The organism is Bradyrhizobium sp. Pa8 (genome assembly GCF_052588265.1).
Genome location: NZ_CP176767.1, coordinates 7441823 through 7466800, shown reverse-complemented (window position 1 = coordinate 7466800; position 24978 = coordinate 7441823). Strand labels below are relative to the sequence as shown.

The window sequence follows — 24978 nt, the reverse complement described above, 5'->3', positions numbered from 1 at the left end:
GATGCCCGCCGATATCGTCCGCTATCTCACCCACCCGCAGGTGCAAATCGATCCCGCGGTGCCCGTGCCGCAATGGGGCCTCAGCCCGCTCGGTCGAACGCGCACCGAAGCGCTCGTGAATGCGGGCTGGCTCGCGAGCACCACGCAGATCGTCTCGAGCGCCGAGCGCAAGGCGATCGAGACCGCGGAGATCATCGCAGGCCCGCTCGGACTCATGATCGAGATCCGCGAGGCCATGCATGAGAACGACCGTTCGGCGACCGGCTTCCTGAAACCGGCCGAGTTCGAAGAGGTCGCCGACCAGTTTTTCGCGCAGCCACATCTCAGCGTCCGCGGCTGGGAGCGCGCCGTCGATGCGCAGGCGCGCATCGTGCGCGAGACCGAGGCAGTACTCGCCCGCCATCGTCCCGGCGACGTTCTCTTCGTCGGCCACGGAGCCGTCGGCACGCTGCTGTTCTGCCACCATGCCGGTCATGCCATCGATCGCGTTCACGATCAGGCGGCCGGCGGCGGCAATTGTTTCGCATTCACCCGGGAGGGTCGCCGCGTCCTGCATGGGTGGCGCAAGATGGAAGAGATCGGGACTTAGCTCCAGTGCCGGGCAGTCACTTCGGGGCCGGCTTCGACGGTGCGGGGACCAGCCCCATGCACCGCTGTACCTCGCCCGGGACGTTGTAGGTCCGCATGATATGGCGGCTGTCGCGCAAGCCGGACGCCTCACGTTGCACCACGAACATCCAGAGCGCCTGGCCGGCTTCCATCACCAGCTTGCGCCTCGCCGGTTGCATTGATGCCGGCGCCTCCGCGTGCGCGTGAGCGGCGTCGAATTCGCGCAAGCGCGCAAGGCTCTGTTCGAGTGCGCTGCCCATCCGTCCAAGCGCTGAGGCCTGTTCCTGGACGATCTCGTAATGGAGGATATCGACGGGCGGGCGAAGATCACGGGACATGGCACTTAATATAGTGCCGCGGGAGCGGCCCGCGCAACGCGGCCCGCTGCTGCTACGTCGCCCGGTACGCCGCCAGAAACATCCGCGTCGCGCTGTCAACCACCTCGGTCATGCGCTCTTCCGACGGCGCGGGCGCGGCCTGGAAGACGAAGGGCAGGAAGAGCGAGGCCTTGCACAGTTCCATGAACTGCGACGCCGCAAGGTCGCAATCGTCGATCTTGAGATCGCCGGAGGCGACATGGATCTTGAGATATTCGGAGAGCCGGTTGATGGTCTTGTCCAGCACGCGCAGATAATAGCGGCGGCCGACATCGGGCATGCGCTCGGCGATCGCCATCACGGTGCGAATCGCCGAACCGCCGCCGGGCCGGCACAGCAGATGGATATAGGCCTGGCCAAAATCCTTCAGCGTGGTCTCGGCGTCGCGCGCGGGATCGAAATTGAAAACGACCTGGCCGTGCTGGAGCGCCTCCTGCTCGAGGATGGCTTCGAACAGCGCGCATTTGTCGGCGAAGTAGACGTAGAGCGTGCCCTTGGAGACCTGCGCGGCGCGCGCGATCTCGCCCATGCTGGCACCGTCGAAACCGAGATCCATGAACACCTTGCGGGCCCCGTCCAGGATCTGGCGGCGCTTGGTGCTGTCCTCCTCTTGGACGACGTGGAGATGTTCGCGGCCGGCTACAACCATTGGTTCAGCGTCTCGGAAGGTTTCTGGATCGGGCCCGACCCATGAAACCCAAATAAAGGATTCGGGCCAGTAGGGTCCCGCCAGGAATATTATCTATGTTGACCGAACCGTTCGGTCAATGATATTTGGGATGGGCGAGAGGGAACCGGCCGCAGGACGGCCGTCCCTGGTCGCCGCTTTTTTGTTGGGGAGGCCTTTATGGCCGTATCGAGAGACCAGGCTGCGCGCGTCCTTCGCCAGGAAGCGGTGGAGGCGACGTCGGAGCAGGCCGGCAGTGAGGCTGCGACCGAGAAATCCGTCGCCCTTGCCGAGCAGTTGCGCTCTCATGTGGCCGAGGAGACCAAGCGCCGCACCGCTGAGGCGCCGGAGAAGCCCGTGACCGATAAGCCGGCCGCACCGGATGCGTCCGCCGCCGGCGCGCCGAAGCCCGGCAAGCGCAAATTCGTCTTGATGGGTGTTGGCCTCGTGCTGGCGCTCGCGGCCGCGAGCTATGCCGGCTACTACACGCTGGTCGGCCGCTTCTACGTCTCGACCGACGACGCCTATGTCCGCGCCAACAACACCATGCTGGGCGCGCGCGTTGCCGGCCACATCTCTTCGATCCTCGCCGGCGACAACACGATCGTGCGCGCCGGCGACGTCGTCTTCCGCATCGATGACGGCGACTACAGGATCGCGGTCGATGCCGCCGCGACCAGGATCGCGACCCAGCAGGCGACCATCGATCGCATCGGCCGCCAGATTGCAGCGCTCGAGAGCCAGGTTGCACAGGCCAAGGCGCAGCTCGTCTCGGCCGAGGCGGGCCTCAAGCGCGCCGATCTCGATTATGAGCGCCAGCAGGCGCTGAGCAGCAAGGGCTTTGCCTCGCGCGCCACGTTCGAAAGCTCGGAAGCCGGCCGCGACCAGGGCGCCGCCGCGGTCAAGGCCGCGCAGGCCGCCTACGACGTCGCGGTCAGCAATGTCGACGTCACCAAGGCGCAGCAGGCCGAAGCGCAGGCGCAGCTCGCCGAGCTCAAGACCTCGCTCGCCAAGGCCGAGCGCGATCTCGCCTTCACCGCGGTGCGCGCGCCGGTCGACGGCACGTTCTCGAACCGCCTGGTCAGCGCCGGTGATTTCGTCGCGGTCGGCCAGCGCCTCGGCAACATCGTGCCGCTCGACGACGTCTATATCGACGCCAATTTCAAGGAAACCCAGCTCAAGCGCATCCGTCCCGGCCAGCCGGTGACGATCAAGGTCGATGCCTACGGCATGCGCAAGTTCTCCGGAATCGTCGACAGCATCGCGGCGGGCTCCGGCTCGGTGTTCACGCTGCTGCCGCCTGACAACGCCACTGGCAACTTCACCAAGATCGTGCAGCGCGTGCCGGTGCGCATCCGCGTGCCGAAGTCGGTGGCGAAGCAGAACCTTCTCCGCGCCGGCATGTCGGTCTATGCGACCGTCGACACCAACAAGGGCGCGGCCGACGCCGACAGCGAGATCGATCTCGACGATCCCACCGCGATCCACCCGCAGTAGCCATAAATCGAGCGCTGCGAGGTCAGACCATGGCCAACGCCACCACCGCTTCACCCGCCATGACGGCGAACCCCGCTTCTGAGCGCATCGCGCCGAAGCGGCTGTTCGCCTTCATCATCATGGTGTTCGGGATGTTCATGTCGATCCTGGACATCCAGATCGTCTCGGCGTCCCTGAGCGAAATCCAGGCCGGCCTGTCGGCGAGCTCGAGCGAGGTCTCCTGGGTCCAGACCGCCTATCTGATCGCCGAAGTCATCGCGATCCCGTTGTCGGGATTCCTGTCGCGTGCGTTCGGCACGCGACTGTTGTTCGCGATCTCGGCCGCCGGCTTCACCGCCTCGAGCCTGCTGTGCGGCTTCGCCACCACGATCGAGGAGATGATCCTCTGGCGCGCGCTCCAGGGCTTCCTCGGCGCGGGCATGATCCCGACCGTGTTCGCCTCGGCCTACACCGTGTTCCCCCGCTCCAAATTCCACATCGTCGGTCCCATCATCGGGCTTGTTGCGACCCTGGCTCCCACGATCGGCCCGACGGTCGGCGGCTACATCACCGATCTGATGTCGTGGAACTGGCTGTTCTTCATCAACGTCGTGCCCGGCATCGGCATTACCCTGGGCGTGCTGGCGCTGGTCGATTTCGACGAGCCGCATTTCGAGCTGCTCGACCGTTTCGACTGGTGGGGCCTGCTCTTCATGGCCGGCTTCCTCGGCACGCTGGAATACGTGCTGGAGGAAGGTCCGCAATATGAATGGATGCAGGACACGTCCGTCGCGATCTGCGCCTGGATCTGCGTGATCTCGGCCATGGCCTTCTTCTGGCGCGTGTTCACGGCGGCCGAGCCGATCGTCAATTTGCGCACCTTCTCCAACCGCAATTTCGCGATCGGCTGCGTCCTGCAGTTCTGCATCGGCATCGGCCTCTACGGCCTGACCTACATCTATCCGCGCTATCTCGCCGAGGTGCGCGGCTACAGCGCGCTGATGATCGGCGAGACCATGTTCGTCTCGGGCATCACCATGTTCCTGGTCGCGCCGCTGGTCGGCCGGCTCATGGTCAAGCTCGACATGCGCTACATGATCGCGTTCGGTCTCGTCGTGTTCGCGATCGGCTCCTACCAGATGACCTGGATCACGCGCGACTACGATTTCTACGAGCTGCTGGTGCCGCAGATCCTGCGCGGCATCGGCATGATGTTCGCGATGGTGCCGACCAACAATATCGCGCTGGGCACGCTGGCGCCGGACAGGGTGAAGAACGCCTCCGGCCTGTTCAACCTGATGCGCAATCTCGGCGGCGCGGTCGGCCTTGCCGTCATCAACACCGTGCTCAACAACCGCACCGATTTGCACATCACCCGCCTTCAGGAGCGGGTGACCTGGGGCAATGCGACCGCGACCGAAACCCTGACCATGTTCATGCAGAAATTCCAGGGGCTCGGCGATTCTACGCTGATGGCGATGAAGCAGCTCAGCCAGATCGTGCACCGCCAGGCCGTGGTGATGAGCTTTGGCGATGCCTTCTTCGTGCTGACGCTGTTCTATCTCGGCCTCAGCCTGCTGGTCACGCTGCTGAGCAAACCGGCCTCGCTGGCCGGTGGCGGTGACGCGCATTAGGCAAGCGGCTTACGATGTGTCATCGCCCGCGGAGGCGGGCGATCCAGTACTCCGCGGCGGAAGTTGTGCGAGCTAACTATCGCCGCGGAGTACTGGATGCCCCGGCCAAGCCGGGGCATGACAGGGAGATTGAGGCGGCGGCGATGCTGGACCAAGGCGCCACGCACCAAATTGCAACACTCGTCCGTGAATTCGCGGAAGCCCCGTTGCAAATCAGCCGTGACACATCTATAAAGCGCACCTCATTCAATCGAGCCAGGGAGAGATTTGCATGATTTCGTCGCACTCGCAGATCGTACGCCCGCGTTCGATGTTCTGGTTCGGTATGTCGGCGGCCTGTTAGAGGCCCCTTCCGCCAGATTCGATCGGGTCACGAGTCCCGATCTCTCTACTTCCCAAGTCAAAATCAGCTGTGAGTGATGCCGGTCAGCCCTCCGTGGCGGACTTGCGTCCGTCGATGGAGCCGGCCCGCTCCGAAAGCGGCCGGATAATGTCATGAACTCTCTGTCAAAAAGGCCTGCGGCCATACGCGTGGTGCTGCCGTTCGTATTCCGGCACTGGCTGAAGCAGCCCGGACGCGGCCTGATCGTGGCCGGCGGCCTGCTGGGCGCAACCATCGCCGACCTGTTCATGCCGGTATTCTCCGGACATCTGGTCGATGCGCTGACGCGCGGCGCGTCCGATCCCGACGCGCGCCGCGCGGCGCTGGTTGCGTTCGGCGCCATCGTGGCGCTCGGTGCGGCGTCCGTGGTGCTGAGGTTGATCGGTCTCCAGGCGATCGTCCCGTTCACGCTCAAGATCATGTCGGATGTCGCCCAGGAGGCTTTCACGCGCGTCCAGCGCTTCTCGACCGACTGGCACGCCAACTCCTTTGCAGGCTCCACGGTGCGCAAGATCACCCGCGGCATGTGGGCGCTCGACCTGCTCAACGACACCATCCTGATGGCGTTGGCGCCGTCTCTGCTGGTGTTGATCGGCTCCATGGTCCTGATCGGCCTGCACTGGGCGTCGCTCGGCGCGGTGATCGCGGTGGGAGCGCTTTTCTACGTCGCCATCACCGTGCTGTTCTCGACGCGCTACATCGCGCCGGCCGCGCGCGTCTCCAACGCCTGGGACACCAAGGTCGGCGGCACGCTGGCGGACGCGCTGACCTGCAACGCCGTGGTGAAATCCTTCGGCGCCGAAGCGCGCGAGGATACGCGGCTCGGCCGCGTCATCAACCGCTGGCGCGCGCGCGTGCGGCGGACCTGGTTCCGCTACAACTACACGGCCATGGCGCAGCTCTCGCTGCTGCTATGCCTGCGTGCGTCCGTGATCGGCGGCGCGGTGCTGCTGTGGATGTCCGGGCACGCCTCGCCCGGCGACGTCACCTATGTGCTGACGAGCTACTACGTCATCCACGCCTATCTGCGTGACGTCGGCATGCACATCAACAACCTCCAGCGCTCGGTCAACGACATGGACGAATTGGTGGCGATCCATGGCGAGCCGATCGGGATTGCCGATGCGGCCAGTGCGCGACCGATCGCGATCGAGGCCGGCGAGATCGTGTTCGACGACGTCACGTTCCACTATGGCGGCCATCGCGCGCCACTGTATGACGGACTGTCGGTCACGATCCGCGCCGGCGAGCGAGTCGGCCTGGTCGGCCGCTCCGGTTCCGGCAAGACGACCTTCGTCAAGCTGGTGCAGCGGCTCTACGACGTCTCCGGTGGCCGCGTGCTGATCGACGGGCAGGACATCGCGTTCGCTACGCAGCAATCGCTGCGCAGCCAGATCGCGATCGTGCAGCAGGAGCCGATCCTGTTCCACCGCACGCTTGCGGAGAACATCGCCTATGGCCGGCCCGGTGCCAGCCTGGAGGCAATCGAGCACGCGGCGCGGCTGGCGAATGCGCACGACTTCATCCTGCGCCTGCCGAAGGGCTACGGCACGCTGGTTGGCGAGCGCGGCGTGAAGCTGTCGGGCGGCGAGCGGCAGCGCGTCGCGCTGGCGCGCGCCTTCCTGGCGGACGCGCCGGTGCTGATCCTGGACGAGGCGACGTCGAGCCTCGATTCGGAATCGGAGGCGCTGATCCAGCAGGCGATGGAGCGGCTGATGAAGGGCCGCACCTCGATCGTGATCGCACACCGGCTGTCGACGGTGCGCAGCCTCGATCGGATCCTGGTGTTCGACCGCGGCGAGATCGTCGAGCAAGGTACCCATGCCATGCTCGCGGGCAAGCCAGGGGGCATCTATCGTGGCCTGTTCGAGCGCCAGGTGGTGGAGCTCGGACATATCGCAGCAGCGGAGTGACTGGCGCGTGACGGCGGGACGCAAGTCCCGCGGTCACGCCGTTGAGGATGGAATGAGATGAAGGACCTGACGCGCGGCTCCATCGTGAGCCACATCCTGAGCATGGCGCCTCCGATCGTGGTCGGCATGATCACGATCATGATCTGTCAGCTCGTCGATCTGTATTTCGTCTCGGGTCTGGGCGAGGCGGCGATCGCCGGCGTCGCGGCGGCCGGCAATGCGGGCTTTCTGGTCAATGCGCTGATGCAGGTGCTCGGCGTCGGCACGGTTGCGCTGATGGCGCACGCCGTGGGGCGGAAGGACCGCGGCGACGCCAATCTGGTCTTCAACCAGTCGGTCGTCCTGTCGGTGCTGTTCGGGATCCTGACTTTGGTCGCGGGCTTCGCGCTGTCGCGCCCTTACATGCGCGCGGTTGCAGCCGACGAAGCTACGGTCGAAGCCGGTACCGTTTATCTGCTCTGGTTCATGCCGGCGCTGGCGCTGCAATTCGCCACGCAAGTGATGGCGTCCGCATTGCGGGCGACCGGCATCGTGCGGCCGAGCATGCTGGTGCAGGCGCTTGCCGTGGTCATCAACATCGCGCTGGCGCCGGTCCTGATCACGGGCTGGGGCACCGGACATGCGCTCGGTGTCGCCGGTGCCGGCCTTGCCAGCTCGATCGCCGTCTTCGTCGGCGTGCTGATGCTGCTCGGCTATTTCCTCAAGCTGGAGCGCTACGTCGCGTTTCACCCCGAGCAATGGCGGCCGCAGCTGTGGCAGTGGAAGAGAATCCTCAATGTCGGCCTGCCCGCGGGCGGGGAATTTGCGATGGTCTTCATCATCATGGCCGTGGGCTATTACGTGCTGAGCATTTTTGGCCCGGCGGCGCAGGCGGGGTTTGGCATCGGGACGCGTCTCCTCGGGCTGATCCAGATGCCGGCGCTCGCCATCGCCCTTGCTGCAGGGCCCATCGCCGGCCAGAATTTCGGCGCCGGCAATGGCGCACGTGTGCGGGAGACCTTTGTCAAGGCGTCGCTTATCGCGACCGCCGTGATGATTGTCTTCATGATCCTCGCGCAGCTCGCGCCCGGTCTGTTGCTTGCCGGGTTCTCCAGGGATCAGGAAACGATGGCGGTTGCGTCGCTGTTTCTGCGCCTCGTCTCGCTCAACATGGTGGCGCAGGGGCTGATCTTTACTTGCTCCAGCATGTTTCAGGGGCTTGGCAACACCAAGCCGGTGTTGTGGACCTCGGCGACGCGGGTTCTCACCTATTCCCTGCCGTCGATCTGGCTCTCGACGTGGCCGGGCTTCCGGATGGAGCATGTCTGGTATTTGTCGATCGCGACGACCACGCTACAGGCCGCCCTGAGCGTGTGGCTGTTGCTCCGGGAGTTCAGAAAACGCCTTGCGCTGCCGGCACAGGAGAAGGTCGCGAAGCCGGCAAATCCCGAGCCGGTTGTGCCTCCCATGCGCGAGCCCGCGTAGCAGATCGAACGGACGCGCGCTTGTACCCCACCCACGGCTCCGGCTAGTTTGCCGCGCCGTGGGTGGGCCGCGAATCTGCCGGGGATATGAATGACCGAGGTGTTGAACGAGCAGGGTCGAGCGTCCTGGCTCTCCGCGATCTGGGCGGCGCGCTACCGCACACCGGCCCGCTTCGTTGCGCTGGTCGCGTTGCTGCTGCCCTGGAGCACCACCGGCGTGACTTTTGCGCTCGTGCCCTGGCTGATCGCCTTTGCTTTCATCGACCTTCGCGAGCTCCCGCGCTCGCTGCTGCGCCCGATCTGCCTGCTGCCGACCGCGCTGTTCGTGCTGGCACTCGTCGGCACGCTCTGGTCGGTTGCGCCCTGGGCCGAGCGGCTGCACGCGCTCGGGCCGCCGGCAAAACTGCTGGTGATCCCGCTGCTGATCTACCAGTTCGAGCGCTGGCCCTACGGGAAATGGGTTTTTGCGGCGTTCCTGGTCTCCTGCGCGCTGCTCATGCTGTATTCCTTCACTGTTGCGATCGATCCCAGGCTCTCGCTAAAGCTCTATCTGTCGCGCGGGCCCTACCAGGTCGAGAGCGGGATTGCCGTGCGCAACTATATCGACCAGAGCCAGGAATTCGCGCTCTGTGCGATCGCGCTGGTCTACCCGATCGTGACGCTGGTCCGGCAGGGCCGCGTTCGGACCGCGGCGTTGTTCGCCATATTGGCGCTCGGCTTCCTCGCCAACATGATGCTCGTCGTGGTCTCGCGCACGGCGCTGGTGACGCTGCCGGTGCTGCTCGTGGTGTTTGCACTGCTGCATCTGCGCTGGCGGACGGCGCTCGTCGCCGGCGCTGCGACGGCGTTGATCGCCGTATCGCTCTGGGCCGTCTCGCCGCATCTGCGCGCGACCGTCGGCAAGTTCCAGAGCGATTATGAAAGGAGCCTGGAGGCCGACAACAATTCGATCAGCGGCATGGGCTCGCGTCTCGAATACTGGCGGAAGTCCCTCGGGTTCATCGCCGACGCGCCTCTGATCGGCCACGGCACCGGCTCGATCCGCGGTCTGTTCGCCGGCGTGGCCGCCAATCCGCACGACGACCCGCTGCGCGGCGAGATCGTCAGCAACCCGCACAATCAGACCCTCGGCAATGCCGTGCAGTGGGGCATCGTCGGCGTGCTGATCCTCTACGCGCTGTGGATCGCGCACCTCTTGATGTTTCGCGGCGAGGGGCTGGCCTGCTGGATAGGCATGCTGGTTGTGGTGCAGAACATGCTGTCCTCACTGCTCAACACGCATCTGTTCGATTTCACCTCGGGCTGGATCTACGTGCTCGGTGTCGGCGTCGCCGGCGGCATGGCGCTCGCCGCGAAGAGAGCATCGAGCTAGAGCGCGCCGATGCTGTTCCAGACGAGGGTGAGGCCCGACAGGAACAACAGGCCGAGCACGACATCGCCAAAATGCTTGTCGTTCAGCGCATGATAGACGCGGGCGCCGGCCCAGGCGCCGATCAGCGTGCCCGGGAAGGCGACCAGCGCGAGCCAGACCACCTTGAATTCGACGAGACCCGACGCCGTCTGCAACACCAGCGCGGTCGCAAGCACAGTGAAATTGAAGAGCTGGAAGATGCCGCGCCGCTCGTGCTTGTTCCAGCCGCGGATATTGGCCCAGAGGATCGGCAGCGGCCCGGACAATCCGGCGAGGCCGCCGAGAATGCCGCCGGCAAAGCCGATCGCGCCGTCGGCAATGCGGCCACCGAACGTCACGGCGAGGGGCCTCTTGTTGAGATAGAGAGCGGTCGAAAAGATCAGGATCAGCACGCCGACGCTCAGCTTGAACACTTTTGGATCGGCGGAGGCGATCAGCATGGTGCCGAGCGGCACGCCGATCAGGCCCCCGATCAGGAACGGCCAGACCAGCGACAGGTCAAAACTCTTCCACATCGACGGCAGCGTCGAGGTCTGCGCGATCACCGAGCAGATCAGCACCAGGGGCACCGCGAGCGAGGGCGGCAGGACGTAGAGCCAGATGCCGAGCGCCATCAGCGCGGTCCCGAATCCGGCCAGCCCCGAGACGAAGCCGCCGGCCAGTGCGCCGAACAGCAGCAGCGCATAAGTGAGCGTTTCCAACAGATTGTCCTTGTCGCAATGGGCGATCCCGAACTGTTGATCGCCAACGCCCGCATAGCACGGCTGCGGCCATGCAGGTCAATTCCAAAACCGCACGCAAGCGTGATCCCCAACCGCGGGCATTCGCCAAAGACAGGCCTACATGATGACCATACTTCAATGCGGGGGCCTGCCCGACGCCATGATGCGCTCCGATTGGCCGCTTCCCCGAACGAGCTGATGGAGAACGACCATGACCCGCACGAAGATTGCCGTTGCAGCCGCGCTGCTGTCTGCGGCGGCCCTGATGCCGACAATGGCGCAGGCGCAGTTCTCCGAACCCGCGGCCTATCAGGCGGCCCATCCCGACCGCGATGTGTTGAACGGCGGCCAGCTCACGCCTGCGGGCAGAGCGGCGCAAGGGCTGCAGGGAGTGCCGAGCGATGCCTTCGCATCGCAGGCCTATCCGTCACCTGTTGCGCCGGTCGTCCGTCCGCGTCATCGCCGTCACCACAATTGATCTAGACGATCTGTCTGGTGTCGGCGGGCCTGTGCAGCGCGCCGACCAGGATGCGCAGCGCCTCGGTCAATTCGGCCCTGTTGCGCGCGGCGCCGAGCGAGACGCGCGCGGCATGCGGCGGTGTTCCGTCCACGGTGAAGGCATCGCCGGCGACGACTGCGAGACCATTCCGCAAGAGATGTGCCGCGACATCAGGACGGCCATCCGGCAGCCGCAGCCAGAGATGATGGGCGGTGGGCTTGGCCAGGAACTGAATGCCTTTCAGCGCGCGCTGCGCAAGCTGCTGGCGGCCGACCGCCTCGTTGCGGATGGCGGTGATGATGCGATCGGCGATACCGGTCTCGATCCAATGCGTCACCAGCGCGACCATCAGCGGCGCCGGCATCTGCACGGTGGCCTGCAAGCCGGCACGCATGTCGCGCTGCGCGGCGTTGTCGGGCGTCACGAGATAGGCGACGCGCAGCGCCGGCGCGATGCACTTCGACAGCGTGGTCGCGAGATAGGTCCGCTCCGGAATGAGGTTTGCGATCGGCGATGCCGAACGGTCGAGCAGCCCGTAGGCATCGTCCTCGATCAGAATCGTATCGGCATCGCTGATGATCTTGGCGATGGCGTTGCGCCGCTCGGCGGAAAGCGTGGCGGTGGTCGGATTGTGCAGCGTCGGAATGAGATAGACGGCCTTGGGCCTGTATGTGCGGCACGCCTTCGCCAGCGCGTCGGGCAGGATGCCGGCGTCATCCATGGCGACACCGACGAGCTTGACGCCGAGCCGCGCCGCGGCGGCCTTGATGCCAGGGAAGGTGAGCGCTTCCGTCAGCACGACATCACCTGGCCGCGTAAAGTGCGCGAGCAGGTTGAACAGGATCGTCTGCGTGCCGGGAAAGATCACGAGCCTGTCGGCGTGCGCGTGCGGAACGCGTGCACGCATCCAGCGGGCCGCTACCTCGCGCTCATGCGTGCTGCCGCCGGGCGGCTGATAGTTGAGATGCGCCGTCAGGCCTGATTGCGCGCGGATGGCTTCCATCCCGGCAATGATCCGCTCGTCGAGCTGTGCTTCCAGCGGATGCGGCGGCACGTTCATCGAGAGATCGATCGCGACCGGATGCGGCAGGTCGACCGCGCGACGCGCGCTGGTCTCGGATACGAATGAGCCTTGTCCGACCCGGGCTTCCATGATGCCGCGGCGCCGCGCCTCGGTGTAGGCACGCGTCACCGTGGTGAGGTCGATGCCGAGGGCCTTGGCCAGCGCACGTTGCGTCGGTAGCTGCTGGCCGCGCACCAGCCGGCCCGCGGCGATGTCGGCCTCCATGGCCTCGACGATGCGCTGGTAGCGCGGCCCGCTCAGCTCCGAGATTGTAGGGGTCCAATCCATGCAATTTAGGCCCATATCCTTTGAATGTATGGATGCAAGATATTATTGTATGGATCAGCGAAAAGGAAGAGGTGCTGTGATGGCAACCGGTTCAGTCTCTCTCACGAAGGCGATGTGGCGCGGCTTCTTGGGCAAGTGCCCGAACTGCGGCGAAGGGCATATGTTCGGGCGTTTCCTGAAAGTGGCCGACAGCTGCGACCATTGCGGCGAGGAACTGTTCCACCAGCGCGCCGATGACTTCCCGGCCTATCTGGTGATGGTCGTAGTCGGCCATCTCGTCGTGCCGGCGATCCTCGCGGTCGAGACGGCTTACGCGCCGGCGGTCTGGCTGCAACTGGCCGTGTGGTTGCCGGTGACGCTGTTCGCTTCGCTCGCGCTGCTGCAGCCGACCAAGGGCGCCATCGTCGGGCTGCAATGGCAGATCGGCATGCATGGTTTTGAGGCGGACAAGCTGCGGCGCGAGGCGGTTGCGCCCGTCCTTGTGAAGGTGAACACCCGCGCGGCCTGAGAGGCCGCAGCGTTTACATCGCGCGCGCGGCCGCTACACTCCATCGTAGAAACAAGAACGATGGAAGCGCCGATGGCCGCACGCGCGAAGACTTTTCTGCTCTGTCATGGCGCATGGTCCGGCGGATGGGCCTGGAAGAAGATGCATCCGCTGATGGCGCAGGCCGGCCACCGCCTGGTGGCGCCGACCTACACCGGGCTCGGCGAGCGCGCGCATCTGGCCAGTCCCGCGATCGATCTCGACACGCACATCCAGGACATCCTCAACGTCATCAAGTTCGAGGACCTCAACGACATCGTGCTGCTCGGCCACAGCTATGGCGGCATGGTCGCGACCGGTATTGCCGATCGCGCGCGCGGGCGCGTCACCCAACTGATTTATCTCGACGCCTTCGTGCCGCGTGACGGCCAGTCGCTGTTCGATCTCAACGAGGGCGGGCGCGAGCCGATGCGCAAGGCGGCTGCCGCGGGCGACGGCTACCGCATCCCGCCGAACCCGCCGCCGCCGGATACGCCGCAGGCCGATCTCGACTGGCTCAATGCGCGACGCATCAACATGCCGGTCAAATGTTTCGAGACCAGGCTCAAGGTCGAGCATGGCGAGCCCGCCATGCCGCGCAGCTACATCTATTGCAAGCGCATTCCGCCGGGCGACGTATTCGGGCAGTTCGCGAAGCGCACGAAGAGCGAAGACGGCTGGCGATATTTCGAGCTCGATGCGAGTCATGCGCCGAACGTCACGGCGCCCGAGGCTTTGATGGCGGTGTTGGAGAAGATCGTGGCCTAATTCTCCGCCGTCATTCCGGGGCTCGCGAAGCGAGAGCCCGGAATCCATTTATCGACAAACTCTGCGGCACAATGGATTCCGGGTTCGTGCTTCGCACGCCCCAGAATGACACCATTTGAATGGCCGCACGCTCGGCCCAAAATGGTGAGGGGTCCGATGCGCTAGCACCGAACCCCTCGTCACTTTCTTAGTAAGACGCGTTTTCTCTACGCGAACCGGAAAACCACTTCGCTCGAAAACGCTTCAGAATATCAGCCGGCCTGTAAGCCGGGTTCTGTAGGGTACCGTCCGCTTGCGCGAACGATACGCGACGGCCATTCCTCTGGGACCATGTTTGCACATGACCTCGAGCAACCTACCCGGACGGCGGGCCTGACATCGCCCCGCGGCGTTATCGCTTGCGCGAACAGCCCGCTACGCCGTCCCTATTCGGTTTTGCTCCCGGTGGGGTTTACCATGCCGGCTCCGTTGCCGGAGCCGCGGTGCGCTCTTACCGCACCTTTTCACCCTTACCTGCCTACGCAGCTTGCGCTGCGACGGCGGGCGGTTCGTTCTCTGTGGCACTTTCCCTGGGGTTGCCCCCGCCGGACGTTATCCGGCACCGTATGTCAAGGGAGCCCGGACTTTCCTCCCCGGCGGCCTTTCGGCACCTGCCGGAGCGGCCGTCCGGCCGACTGACCGGGTACGCATGGAGCATTTGTGACGGTTCCGTCAAGCCGATATCGACGGGCAGGCATCGGCTGAAATAATTTATCCTGAAGATGTCGTTTGGAGCATGCCCCGTTCGACTGGATGTCGGCGATGCAGCCGAACAACAGGAGTTGAGCAATGCAGTATCTGCTGATGATCTACCAGAACGAAGTCGAATACGCGAAGCACGACGCTGCCACGGTCCAGAAGATGACGGCCGAATATCAGACTTTTACTCAGGACATCATCCAGAGCGGCAATTTCAAGGCCGGCGACCGGCTCCGGCCGACCACGACCGCGACGACGGTGCGCATCCGCGACGGCAAGATGCTGGCGACCGACGGGCCGTTTGCAGAGACGCGCGAACAGCTTGGTGGCTACTATCTGGTCGAGGCCAAGGATCTCAATGCTGCGATCGAGATCGCGGCGCGCATTCCAAGCGCGCGCATCGGGTCGATCGAGGTGCGGCCGATCTGGGTCTACGACAAGTGACGGCCGGGCCACGCATCGACGCATGAATCCAGGCGAGATTGACAAGATCTTCCGTGATGAGGCGGGGCGGGCGCTGGCCACCCTGATCCGCCTCGTCGGCGATTTTGATCTCGCCGAGGATGCTCTCCAGGATGCCTTTGCGGTCGCGCTCGAGCACTGGTCGGCGTGCGCGATACCGGACAATCCGCGCGCCTGGCTGGTCAACGTCGCCCGCAACAAGGCGATCGATCGGGTCCGCCGCCAGATCGCGTTCCGCGGCAAGCAGCAGGCGCTCGTGCACGAGCTCGAGCTCAACGCCCAAGCGCCGGACGAGCCGCCGGCGATGCTCGACGACGACATGCTGCGGCTGATCTTCACCTGCTGCCATCCCGCGTTCGCGCAGGAGGTCCAGGTCGCATTGACGCTGCGCACCGTCGGCGGACTCTCGACCGCGCAGGTCGCGCGCGCCTTCCTGGTCAGCGAAGAGGCGATGGCGCAGCGCCTCGTCCGCGCCAAGCAGAAGATCAGGCTCGCCGGCATTCCCTATGAAGTGCCCGAGCGCGACGCGATGGCGCCGCGGCTCGATGGAGTGCTCGCGGTGATCTATCTGGTCTTCACCGAAGGCTATGTCGCAACCGAGGGGGCGGATTTGATGCGGCCCGATCTCGCCGCCGAGGCCATCCGGCTCGGCCGCTTGCTCGACCGGCTGATGCCCGATCGCAGCAGCATCAAGGGCCTGCTGGCCTTGATGCTGCTTCATGATGCGCGCCGCGCCGGGCGCGAGACGCCGGCCGGCGACATCGTGTTGCTGGAAGAGCAGGACCGCTCGCTCTGGGATCGCGCGCAGATCGAGGCCGGCCTGCGGCTGGTGGACGATGCGCTGCGCGTGCCCGGCCCGCCGCAAGCCTATGCGGTGCAGGCCGCGATCGCCGCGCTGCATGCGCGTGCGCCGAGTTTCGAGCAGACCGACTGGCCGCAGATCGCCGGACTCTATGAGGTGCTGCTGCGCATCAGTCCGTCTCCGGTCATCGAGCTCAACCACGCCGCGGCGGTGTCGATGGTCGACGGTCCGGGACGCGCGCTCGATCTCGTCGATGCGACCGCCGCGCGCGGCGGGCTTCGTGGCTATGAGCTGTTGCCGGCGGTGCGTGCGGATCTGCTGCGGCGACTCGGCCGCAAGGACGAGGCGCGCGCGGCGTATCGCGCAGCGACGGAGGCGACGCAGCTGGAGCCGTTGCGGCGGCTCTATGCGCGACGGATGAGGGAGATGGAGTAGTTGCTACATACTCAGTCATTGCGAGGAGCGTAGCGACGAAGCAATTCAGACTCTTTCCACGGAGGCAGTCTGGATTGCTTCGCTGCGCTCGCAATGACGGAGTGTGTGGCTTGCGCCGTTACTTCGCCGCGACAGCCGTTGCATCCGCCGGCAGGCTCGCGAGCAATGCCTGCAATGTCGATAGCGTCGAGTGATCCGCGACACCATCGAGCCGCGCCGGGCGGAAATGGCGCTGGAAGGCGGTGACGACTTCCATCGTCGCGGCGTCGTATTTGCCGGTCAGCGGCACGCCGTAGCCGTATCGGGCGAGCGCCTGCTGCAGGCTCAGCACTTCGTCGCTGATGGTGCCGAGCATCAGGCTCTCGCCGCGCACGACCGGCGCGGGCGTCACCCAGTGTCCGACGCCGGAATTGGCCAGCGAATGCCACGGAAATTTCTCGCCGGGATCCTTCTTGCGTGCGGGCGCGACGTCGGAATGGCCGAGCACCCGGTGTGCGGCCACCTTGCGGCGAAGCATGATGCCGCGGCACAACGTGATCACGGCGGCGATCTGGCGCAGCGGATATTCCGGATAACCCCAGTCATGGCCGCGATTGATGATCTCGATGCCGATCGAGCAGGAGTTGATGTCGTCCTCGCCGGCCCAGGACGAGACGCCCGCATGCCAGGCGCGCTTGGCCTCGGGCACGCATTGCACGATGCGGCCGTCCTCCAGCACGACGTAATGCGCCGACACTTCGGTGCCCGCCGTGCACAGCCGCGCCAGCGCGCCCTCAACGTCGGGCATGCCGGTATAGTGCAGCACGATCATATCCGGCTGCCGTCCCTTGCTGCGGTCGCCATGGTTCGGCGAAGGGATGATGTCGGAGACGATCGAGGAATCCGGCTCGAACGTCCGCGTGTTCGCCGCGGCCTTGGGAACCGGGAGAACGCGTTGACGCTTCGAATCAGATCCAGACGGAGTGGACGGACCGGACGACATAGACAGCTCAAGTCGGAGAGTGGGCCAAGCCCTTCTCTTTACTATTCCTTTACCCTCCGCCGCACGCAATCGCGCGGCGCGGTTAACGGATGCATTTTGGCGCGTGTGTGTGGATGGAGCATCACCGACGCGTCACCTTTTCGACTTGTAACCAGCCGATCAACGCTTTCTTAACGCTAAGGGCCGTTACTGAGGATTGAAGAGCCGACCCGCGTCCGGAGGCGGCCAAAGCGTATTTTGGCTCGAAATCCCATGGCTGCCCGACAAATTCCACTGGGAACTCTGGGTTTGCGGCCCGGGATGACCGGGCTCGGTAACCATGCTGGACGAGGGTTGGGTCGTGGAACCGCCGCGACGCGGAATTATTCGAGGCGTTATGGACTCGCTCGTCCCAGATCTCGCATGGACGCTCTGCGGGTGTGGCGCATGAGCTCGGTTCCGCACATCCCCGTTCTTGGCCGTGAGGCGGTCGATCATCTCGCGCCGCGCGCGGGTGGGATCTATATCGACGCCACCTTCGGCGCCGGCGGCTACAGCCGCGCCATTCTCGACGTGCCTGGAACCCGCCTGATTGCGATTGATCGCGACCGCACGGCAATCGCCGGCGGGGCCGAAGTGGTCGAACGCTCCGCGGGCCGGCTGACACTGGTCGAGGACCGCTTCTCCAATCTCGCAGAGGTCTGTGCGGCGCAAGGCGTCGATGCCGTCGACGGCGTCGTGATGGATGTCGGGGTCTCCTCGATGCAGCTCGACCAGGCCGGTCGCGGCTTCTCCTTCCGTCTCGACGGTCCGCTCGACATGCGGATGGGGCAGGCGGGGCCGACGGCGGCCGACATCGTCGCGCGCGCCTCGGAAAGCGATCTCGCCGACATCATCTATCTCCTTGGTGAGGAGCGGCAGTCGCGCCGCATCGCCCGCGCCATCGTTGCCGACCGCCAGGAGACGCCGTTCACGACAACGCGCGCGCTGGCCGATCTCGTCGGCAGGGTCGTGCGCTCAAAACCCGGCGATATTCATCCGGCGACGCGAACGTTCCAGGCCCTGCGCATCTTCGTCAATGAAGAGCTCGACGAACTCCAGACCGCGCTCGCCGCGGCCGAGCGCGTGCTCAGACCGGACGGCCGCCTCGTGGTGGTCTCGTTCCATTCGCTCGAAGACCGCATCGTCAAGAATTTCCTTAGCCTGCGTTCGAAGACCGGCGGCGGCTCGCGGCATCTGCCGGAAGTCGCGCAAGTCCCGCCGAGCTTCCAGCTGCTGACGCGCCGGCCGGTGATCGCTGGCGAAGCGGAAGTCGCCCATAACCCGCGCGCGCGTTCCGCAAAATTGCGTGCCGCCGAGCGCACGTCCGCGCCCGCGCACGACGACGGCGAGACCTCGTCCTGGCCAAAGCTCTCCGATGTGATGAGGGGCGGCTAGCGCATGCGCTTCATCCACCTCCTCGTCATCGGCGCGCTGATCTTCGCGGCGGCCTATGTCTACCGGATCAAGATGGACTCCACGGCGCGCACCGAAAAGGTGCTGCGGCTGCATGCGGAGATCCGCGAGCAGCGCGATGCGATCGCGGCGCTGCGCTCCGAATGGGCCAAGCTCGATGCGCCCTTGCGTCTGCAGGGCCTGTCCGATCGACATCTGCCGCTCAAGCCGGTCAACGGCACGCAATATGACTCGCTGAAGAACCTGCCGGAGCGTCCGCCGCGGATGTTCAGGCCGGGCGAGCCGGATCCGATCGGGGCAATGCTCAACACCATCGAAGCCGCGAGCGATCCGGATACGGTGACGGGCTCCGTGCCTCAGCCCGAGGACAAGCAATGAGCGCTGTGACCCCGGCCAAGCCGACTCAAAAGCAGACCGAGCCCTGGCGGCAGCGGCTGATCCGCAGCCTGCTCTACGGGCGCAACGTCGACCGTGCCGCGAAGGCGCGGGCGCGTGTTGGCCTCGCGATGCTCGCCTTTACCTCGGTCTACGTCCTGATCGGCGGCCGGCTCGTGATGTTCGCGATCGGTGCCGACGCCCACAGCGCGCGCCGTGCTGCGGCGCAGGAGGTGGTCGCGACCGCGCGGCCCGACATCGTCGACCGCAACGGCGCGATCCTCGCAACCGACGTCAAGGCGGCGAGCCTGTTCGGCGAGCCGCGCCGCATCATCGACAAGGACGAGGCGATCGAGCTGCTCACGGCGACCGTGCCTGATCTCGACGAAGCCGAGGTGCGCGAGCGCCTGTCGTCGCGCAAGGGTTTCGTCTGGCTCAAGCGCGAGGTCACGGCGAAGCAGCAGCAGGACATCCACAAGCTCGGCGTTCCCGGCATCGGTTTCCTGCGCGAGAACAAGCGCGTCTATCCGACCGGCAACGAGGTCGCCCACCTCATCGGTCTCGTCAACATCGACAACCAGGGCATCGCCGGCATGGAGAAGTGGCTCGACAATCAAGGGCTCGCCGATCTCCACCGCGCGGGCTTTGCCACCGACCGGCTGCAGAAGCCGATCGAGCTCTCGATCGATCTGCGCGTCGAGCATGCGCTGCGCGACGAGCTCTTGAAGGCCAAGGAGAAGTTCCACACCAAGGCCGCCTCCGGCATCGTCTCCAATGTCAAGACCGGCGAGATCGTGGCGATGGTGTCGCTGCCGGACTTCGATCCCAACAATCCGAAGGAAGCGCACGACCCCGACCGCATCAATCGCCTGACCACCGGCGTCTACGAGATGGGCTCGACCTTCAAGGCGTTCACGCTGGCGATGGCGCTCGATTCCGGAAAGATCAATCTGAACACGCCGTGGGATGCACGTGGCAACCTGCACTACGGCAAGTTCACCATCCACGACAGTCATCCGCTCGGGCGTTTCATCAACACCAAGGAAGTGTTCACCTACTCGTCCAACATCGGCGCTGCGCGGATCGCGCTCGGCCAGGGCGTGGAGGCGCACAAGGCGTTCCTCGCCAAGATGGGCCAGCTGACGCGGCTGCGCACGGAGCTGCCGGAGAGCGCGGCTCCGCTGGTGCCGCGCCGCTGGGGCGAGCTGAACACGGTCACCATCGCGTTCGGCCAGGGTATGTCGGTGGCGCCGCTGCAAGCGGTGATGGGCATCAACGCGCTGGTGAACGGCGGCTATTTGATTCCGCCGACCTTCATGAAGCGCACCCCCGAGGAAGCCGCGGCGCTGGCCAAGCGCGTCATCAAGCCGGAGACCAGCGACAAGATGCGGTTCCTGATGCGGCTCAACGCCGAAATCGGAACCGCCAAGACCGCTGACGTCAAGGGCTACTATGTCGGCGGCAAGACCGGCACGTCCGAGAAGGTCATCAACGGCCGCTATGCCAAGAAGCGCGTGCTCAACTCGTTCACGGCGATCATGCCCTGCGACGATCCGAAGTATCAGATCCTGATCATGCTGGATGAGCCGCAGGCGATTCCCGAAACGAAGGGTTTCATCACCTCGGGCTGGAACGCGGTGCCGACCGGCGGCAAGGTGATCGAGCGGATCGCGCCGCTCCTGGGCGTCGAGCCGCGGTTTGACCTGCCGCCGTCCGACCGCCTTATTCTTGCAGCATCCAGGACAACCCAGTAATCAACGGGGGAGGCCGTCGCCGCTGCTGAGTCGGGACTTTTCCGAAGATTCGGCTTTCCGGCACGGCGTGTCGACTGGAAGACCATGAAGCTGCGCGACCTCCTAGGTCAGGACGTTCCAGGCAATGATGCCGCAATCGAGCCCGCTGTCGCGGCGCTCGATGTGACGGGCGTCGCACTCGACAGCCGTGTGGTCAAGCCCGGCGATCTCTTCTTCGCGCTCGCGGGCAGCAAGACCGACGGCGCACGCTTCATCGATGCCGCGATTGCCGCAGGCGCGGCGGCCGTCGTCGGCGACCATGCGCCAGCGGCCAGCAAGGTGCCGTTCGTTACCGTGGCCAATCCGCGCCGCGCGCTGGCGCTGGCCGCGGCCAAGTTCTTCCCCGCGCAGCCCGCGACCATCGCGGCGGTGACCGGCACCAGCGGCAAGACCTCGGTCGCCGCGTTCACGCGCCAGATCTGGGAGCGGCTCGGGCATGCCTCCGCCAGCATCGGCACCATCGGTCTCGTCTCGCCCAAGCGCACCGTCTATGGTTCGCTGACGACGCCGGATCCGATCGCGCTGCACCGGCAGCTCGATGAGATCGCGCGCGAAGGCGTCACGCATCTCGCCTTCGAGGCGTCCTCGCACGGGCTCGACCAGTACCGTCTCGACGGCGTGCGTGTCTCCGCCGGTGGCTTCACCAATCTCTCGCGCGACCATATGGATTACCATCCAACCGTCGCGCATTATCTCGCAGCAAAACTCCGCCTGTTCCGCGAGCTGGTCCCGGCGGATGGGGCGGCGGTGATCTCCGCCGATCATGATTGCTCGGCGGAAGCAATCAATGCTGCCAGGTCGCACCGCCTGCGCGTGATGGCGGTCGGCCGCAACGGCGACGGGGCAGGCGAGGGCATTCGTCTCGCCGGCGCCGAGGTCGAAGGTTTTTCGCAGGTGCTGGCCGTCGAGCATCGCGGCAAGCGCCATGCGATCCGGCTGCCGCTGGTCGGCGAATTCCAGATCGAGAACGCGCTGGTGGCGGCCGGACTTGCCATCGGCACCGGCAGTGACGCGGCCAACGTGTTCGCGAGCCTCGAACATCTCGAAGGCGCCAAGGGACGTCTCGAACGCGTCGGCGAGCGCAATGGCGCGCCGATCTTCGTCGATTATGCGCACAAGCCCGATGCGCTGGCGAAGGCGCTGCAGGCGTTGCGTCCCTACGCCAGGCGCAGGCTGGTCGTCGTGTTCGGCGCCGGCGGCGACCGCGATGCCGGCAAGCGCCCGATCATGGGTGAGATCGCGGCCGAGAACGCCGACCGCGTCATCATCACCGACGACAATCCGCGCAGCGAGAAGCCGGAAGCCATTCGCGCCGAAATCCTCGCGACTGCAAAAGGTGCCCGCGAAATCGGCGACCGCGCCGCGGCGATCCGCGCCGCGATCGAGGAATTGGAAGACGGCGATGCGCTGCTCGTCGCCGGCAAGGGCCACGAGACCGGGCAGATCGTCGGCGGCGAGGTGCTGCCCTTCAGTGATCACGAGGCGGTCGCCGCCGCATTAGCGTCGAGGGATGCATGAGCGCGCCAATATGGACGGTTGCCGAAGTGGCACGTGCGCTGGGCGCTGCGGGATCATTTCCGGACACGCCGATCGAGTTCGTTACCCAGGACAGCCGCCTGGTGAAGCCGGGTAGCCTGTTCATCGCGCTCAGCGGCACGCCGAGCGGCGGCTTCATCTCGGCCTTCGCCAGCGCGCGTGACGGCTGGGAATTCGCCGACAAGTCGGAAGCATCGGGCGCTGTCGCGATGATCGTGCCGCACGAGATCGCCGGCATCCGCATTCCCCAGATCGTCGTCAAGGACACGCTGATCGACGGTCTCTGGGGCCTCGCACGCGCCGCACGCGCCCGTTTCAACGGACCGGTGATCGGGCTCACCGGCAGCGCGGGCAAGACCAGCACCAAGGAATTCCTCGCGGCCTACCCCGGTGCCTATGCGAGCCCGTCGAGCTTCAACAATTTCTGGGGCGTGCCGCTGACGCTGTGCAACGCGAGGCCCGACGCCAGCCTCTGGGTCGTCGAGATGGGCATGAACCAGACCGGCGAGATCGCGCGGCTCAGCGAGCTCACGCGGCCGACCGTCGCGCTCGTCGTCAACGTTCAGCCGGTGCATCTGGAAAAGCTTGGCTCGCTCGAAGCCATCAGGCGCGAGAAGGTGTCGATCGCGCTCGGCCTGCCCGAGGATGGCGTGCTGGTGCTGCCTGCCGGGATCAAGGCGCCGGACTGGAAGGGCAAGGTCGTACGGTTCGGTGAGAAGGCCGAGGTGCACGAGGTCGCGCACGCGCCGCATGGCGAGAGCTGGCAGGTCGTGGCCGCGCTCGGCAAGAAGGAGATCGCCTTCAGTCTGACGCCGGGCGCACCGCACCGCGTGCAGAACGCGCTCGCTGCGCTCGCCTCGGTCCGCGCCGCGAACCTCGATGCTGCGACGCTCGCGATCAAGCTCGACCGGGTCGGCATCATGACCGGCCGCGGCGTCGAGCAGGCGATCGGCGGCGTCACCGTGATCGACGACAGCTTCAACGGCAATCCGGCCAGCGTGGCTGCTGCACTGCAAAGCCTCCAGGCGCGCAACGTGACCGGCGGTCGTCGCATTGCGGTGCTCGGCGACATGCTGGAACTGGGCGATGACGCACCAAGCTACCACACGGCCCTCGCCAAGCATCTCGACGGCATCGACGGCGTCTACTGCGTCGGTCCCCTGATGCGCCATCTCTACGACGAGTTGCCGGCGGGCAAGGGCCTGGGCTGGCACGACGACCCCGCCACGCTGAAGCCGGGCGAGGTCGCAAATCTGTTGAGGGCAGGCGATGTTGTGGTTGTCAAGGGCAGCAAGAAGATGTTCTGGGTCAACAAGTTTGTGCCGGGCCTAGTGGCCGCCTTGCAGGCAAAGGCGTAAACTGCTTGGAAGGCGCAGTTCCCGAATCCCACCCTTTGCGGCGCGAAGCCGTCCGTTTTCCCAGAGGTCGCCCGACCCCATGAAGAAGACCCGCGAATGCGCGTGAGGCAAGTCAAGGCCAACACCAGGGCCGCGTGCAAAGGCGCCATAGGACCGTCTGAATGTTTTACTGGCTGATCGAGCTCTCCAACACATTTCCCGGCTTCGGTGCCGTTCGCACCTTCCTGAACGTCTTCCGCTACATCACCTTCCGCACCGGCGGCGCCGTCGTCACCGGCGCGCTGTTCGTGTTCCTGTTCGGGCCCTGGATCATCGACCATCTGCGCATCCGTCAGGGCAAGGGCCAGCCGATCCGGACCGACGGCCCGCAATCGCATCTCGCCAAGAAAGGCACGCCCACCATGGGCGGGCTGATGATCCTGTCCGGCCTCACGGTCGGCACCGTGCTGTGGGCCAATCCGCTCAACCCCTACGTCTGGATCGTGCTGGCGGTGACGCTCGGCTTCGGCTTCGTCGGGTTCTATGACGATTACCTCAAGGTGACCAAGCAGACCACGACGGGCTTCGGCAGCAAGCTGCGCCTGCTGATCGAGGCCGCCATTGCGCTGGTCGCCTGCTATGCGCTGGTGCGGTTGAATCGCGATCCCGCGTCGACCGCGCTGACGATTCCCTTCCTCAAGGACACCGTGCTGCATTTCGGCTGGTTCTTCGTCGTGTTCGGCGCCTTCGTCATCGTCGGCGCCGGTAATGCGGTGAACCTCACCGACGGTCTCGACGGCCTTGCCATCGTTCCCGTGATGATAGCGACCGCGAGCTTTGCGATGATCGCCTATCTCGCCGGCAACGCGGTGTTCGCCGACTATCTCCAGATCAAATATGTCGCCGGCACCGGCGAGCTCGCGGTGCTCTGCGGCGCGCTGCTGGGCGCCGGCCTCGGGTTCCTCTGGTTCAACGCCCCGCCGGCCTCGATCTTCATGGGCGACACCGGCTCGCTCGCGCTCGGCGGCATGCTCGGCGCAATCGCGGTCGCGGTGAAGCACGAGATCGTGCTCGCAGTGATCGGCGGCCTGTTCGTGCTGGAGGCGGTCTCCGTTATCGTGCAGGTGGTGTCCTTCAAGCTCACGGGAAAGCGCATCTTCCGGATGGCTCCGATCCATCACCATTTCGAACAGCTCGGCTGGACCGAGCCGCAGATCGTGATCCGCTTCTGGATCATCTCGGTGATGCTGGCGCTTGCCGGCCTGTCCACGCTGAAGCTGCGGTGA

General features: G+C 65.5%; 22 protein-coding genes and 1 other RNA gene. 17 read left to right on the top strand and 6 right to left on the bottom strand.

All coding sequences use genetic code 11. From position 1 onward, the window contains the following. Nucleotide 1: 1 nt before the first annotated feature. On the top strand, nt 2–589 hold the full coding sequence (locus tag ACKWRH_RS35385; protein WP_445217297.1) for a histidine phosphatase family protein: 588 nt from the start codon (nt 2–4) through the stop codon (nt 587–589). A gap of 16 nt (nt 590–605) precedes the next feature. On the opposite strand, the gene ACKWRH_RS35380 is transcribed toward ACKWRH_RS35385, so the two are convergent. Together ACKWRH_RS35380 and ACKWRH_RS35375 are read right to left on the bottom strand one after the other, a co-directional pair. Continuing rightward, a complete protein-coding gene (locus ACKWRH_RS35380; protein ID WP_445217296.1) occupies nt 606–947 on the bottom strand; it encodes a DUF6665 family protein in 342 nt (113 codons plus the stop codon). 52 nt (nt 948–999) lie between these two features. Continuing rightward, nucleotides 1000–1635, bottom strand: coding sequence for a TetR/AcrR family transcriptional regulator (locus tag ACKWRH_RS35375; protein ID WP_445217295.1), 636 nt, complete (start codon nt 1633–1635; stop codon nt 1000–1002). A 198-nt stretch (nt 1636–1833) separates the two neighbouring features. On the opposite strand from ACKWRH_RS35375, the gene ACKWRH_RS35370 reads away from it, so the two are divergent. From ACKWRH_RS35370 to ACKWRH_RS35350, 5 genes are all read left to right on the top strand, one after another. Beyond that, nucleotides 1834–3150 carry an HlyD family efflux transporter periplasmic adaptor subunit gene (locus ACKWRH_RS35370; RefSeq protein WP_445217294.1) on the top strand — a complete coding sequence of 439 codons (1317 nt, stop codon included), beginning with the start codon at nt 1834–1836 and terminating at the stop codon, nt 3148–3150. 29 nt (nt 3151–3179) lie between these two features. Then, a complete protein-coding gene (locus ACKWRH_RS35365) occupies nt 3180–4763 on the top strand; it encodes a DHA2 family efflux MFS transporter permease subunit (RefSeq protein WP_445217293.1) in 1584 nt (527 codons plus the stop codon). 495 nt (nt 4764–5258) lie between these two features. Beyond that, nucleotides 5259–7058: an ABC transporter ATP-binding protein gene (locus ACKWRH_RS35360; protein WP_445217292.1), complete on the top strand. Its 1800-nt coding sequence runs from the start codon at nt 5259–5261 to the stop codon at nt 7056–7058. 57 nt (nt 7059–7115) lie between these two features. Further along, entirely contained in the window at nt 7116–8522 is a 1407-nt protein-coding gene (locus ACKWRH_RS35355; protein WP_445217291.1) for an MATE family efflux transporter, read from the top strand. Between the two features lie 90 nt (nt 8523–8612). Beyond that, nucleotides 8613–9893 carry an O-antigen ligase family protein gene (locus ACKWRH_RS35350; protein WP_445217290.1) on the top strand — a complete coding sequence of 427 codons (1281 nt, stop codon included), beginning with the start codon at nt 8613–8615 and terminating at the stop codon, nt 9891–9893. On the opposite strand, the gene ACKWRH_RS35345 is transcribed toward ACKWRH_RS35350, so the two are convergent. Next, nucleotides 9890–10633, bottom strand: coding sequence for a sulfite exporter TauE/SafE family protein (locus tag ACKWRH_RS35345; protein WP_445217289.1), 744 nt, complete (start codon nt 10631–10633; stop codon nt 9890–9892). The two genes, ACKWRH_RS35350 and ACKWRH_RS35345, sit on opposite strands and share 4 nt — an antisense overlap. Nucleotides 10634–10865: 232 nt before the next feature. On the opposite strand from ACKWRH_RS35345, the gene ACKWRH_RS35340 reads away from it, so the two are divergent. Next, nucleotides 10866–11132, top strand: a complete 267-nt coding sequence (locus ACKWRH_RS35340; RefSeq protein ID WP_304491094.1) for a hypothetical protein — start codon at nt 10866–10868, stop codon at nt 11130–11132. A 1-nt stretch (nt 11133) separates the two neighbouring features. On the opposite strand, the gene ACKWRH_RS35335 is transcribed toward ACKWRH_RS35340, so the two are convergent. Then, entirely contained in the window at nt 11134–12504 is a 1371-nt protein-coding gene (locus ACKWRH_RS35335) for an aminotransferase-like domain-containing protein (RefSeq protein ID WP_445217288.1), read from the bottom strand. A gap of 79 nt (nt 12505–12583) precedes the next feature. Here ACKWRH_RS35335 and ACKWRH_RS35330 point away from each other — a divergent pair, with 79 nt between their 5' ends. Then, complete coding sequence (locus tag ACKWRH_RS35330) at nt 12584–13012, top strand: DUF983 domain-containing protein (RefSeq protein WP_445217287.1); 429 nt, start codon at nt 12584–12586, stop codon at nt 13010–13012. Between the two features lie 72 nt (nt 13013–13084). Further along, a complete protein-coding gene (locus ACKWRH_RS35325) occupies nt 13085–13798 on the top strand; it encodes an alpha/beta fold hydrolase (RefSeq protein ID WP_445217286.1) in 714 nt (237 codons plus the stop codon). Between the two features lie 247 nt (nt 13799–14045). On the opposite strand, the gene rnpB is transcribed toward ACKWRH_RS35325, so the two are convergent. Beyond that, nucleotides 14046–14476: RNase P RNA component class A (gene rnpB / locus ACKWRH_RS35320), an RNA gene on the bottom strand. A 150-nt stretch (nt 14477–14626) separates the two neighbouring features. Between rnpB and ACKWRH_RS35315 the strand changes: the two genes are divergently transcribed. After that, entirely contained in the window at nt 14627–14980 is a 354-nt protein-coding gene (locus tag ACKWRH_RS35315; RefSeq protein WP_445217285.1) for a YciI family protein, read from the top strand. A 22-nt stretch (nt 14981–15002) separates the two neighbouring features. Beyond that, the gene (locus tag ACKWRH_RS35310; RefSeq protein WP_445217284.1) at nt 15003–16235 is read left to right on the top strand and encodes an RNA polymerase sigma factor; all 1233 of its coding nucleotides are present in this window, start codon (nt 15003–15005) and stop codon (nt 16233–16235) included. 118 nt (nt 16236–16353) lie between these two features. On the opposite strand, the gene ACKWRH_RS35305 is transcribed toward ACKWRH_RS35310, so the two are convergent. After that, a complete protein-coding gene (locus ACKWRH_RS35305; protein WP_445217283.1) occupies nt 16354–17217 on the bottom strand; it encodes an N-acetylmuramoyl-L-alanine amidase in 864 nt (287 codons plus the stop codon). A 426-nt stretch (nt 17218–17643) separates the two neighbouring features. Between ACKWRH_RS35305 and rsmH the strand changes: the two genes are divergently transcribed. The 6 genes from rsmH to mraY all read left to right on the top strand — a co-directional run bounded on the left by rsmH (nt 17644) and on the right by mraY (nt 24978). Further along, on the top strand, nt 17644–18633 hold the full coding sequence (gene rsmH / locus ACKWRH_RS35300) for a 16S rRNA (cytosine(1402)-N(4))-methyltransferase RsmH (protein ID WP_445217282.1): 990 nt from the start codon (nt 17644–17646) through the stop codon (nt 18631–18633). A gap of 3 nt (nt 18634–18636) precedes the next feature. Continuing rightward, nucleotides 18637–19029 carry a cell division protein FtsL gene (gene ftsL, locus ACKWRH_RS35295; protein ID WP_014492951.1) on the top strand — a complete coding sequence of 131 codons (393 nt, stop codon included), beginning with the start codon at nt 18637–18639 and terminating at the stop codon, nt 19027–19029. Continuing rightward, on the top strand, nt 19026–20780 hold the full coding sequence (locus tag ACKWRH_RS35290) for a peptidoglycan D,D-transpeptidase FtsI family protein (RefSeq protein WP_445217281.1): 1755 nt from the start codon (nt 19026–19028) through the stop codon (nt 20778–20780). The genes ftsL and ACKWRH_RS35290 overlap by 4 nt, the downstream gene beginning before the upstream one ends. 84 nt (nt 20781–20864) lie before the next feature. Beyond that, on the top strand, nt 20865–22337 hold the full coding sequence (locus ACKWRH_RS35285; RefSeq protein ID WP_445217280.1) for a UDP-N-acetylmuramoyl-L-alanyl-D-glutamate--2,6-diaminopimelate ligase: 1473 nt from the start codon (nt 20865–20867) through the stop codon (nt 22335–22337). Continuing rightward, entirely contained in the window at nt 22334–23713 is a 1380-nt protein-coding gene (locus ACKWRH_RS35280) for a UDP-N-acetylmuramoyl-tripeptide--D-alanyl-D-alanine ligase (protein ID WP_445217279.1), read from the top strand. Before ACKWRH_RS35285 ends, ACKWRH_RS35280 begins: the two co-directional genes overlap by 4 nt. Before the next feature lie 161 nt (nt 23714–23874). Next, on the top strand, nt 23875–24978 hold the full coding sequence (gene mraY, locus ACKWRH_RS35275; protein ID WP_014492955.1) for a phospho-N-acetylmuramoyl-pentapeptide-transferase: 1104 nt from the start codon (nt 23875–23877) through the stop codon (nt 24976–24978).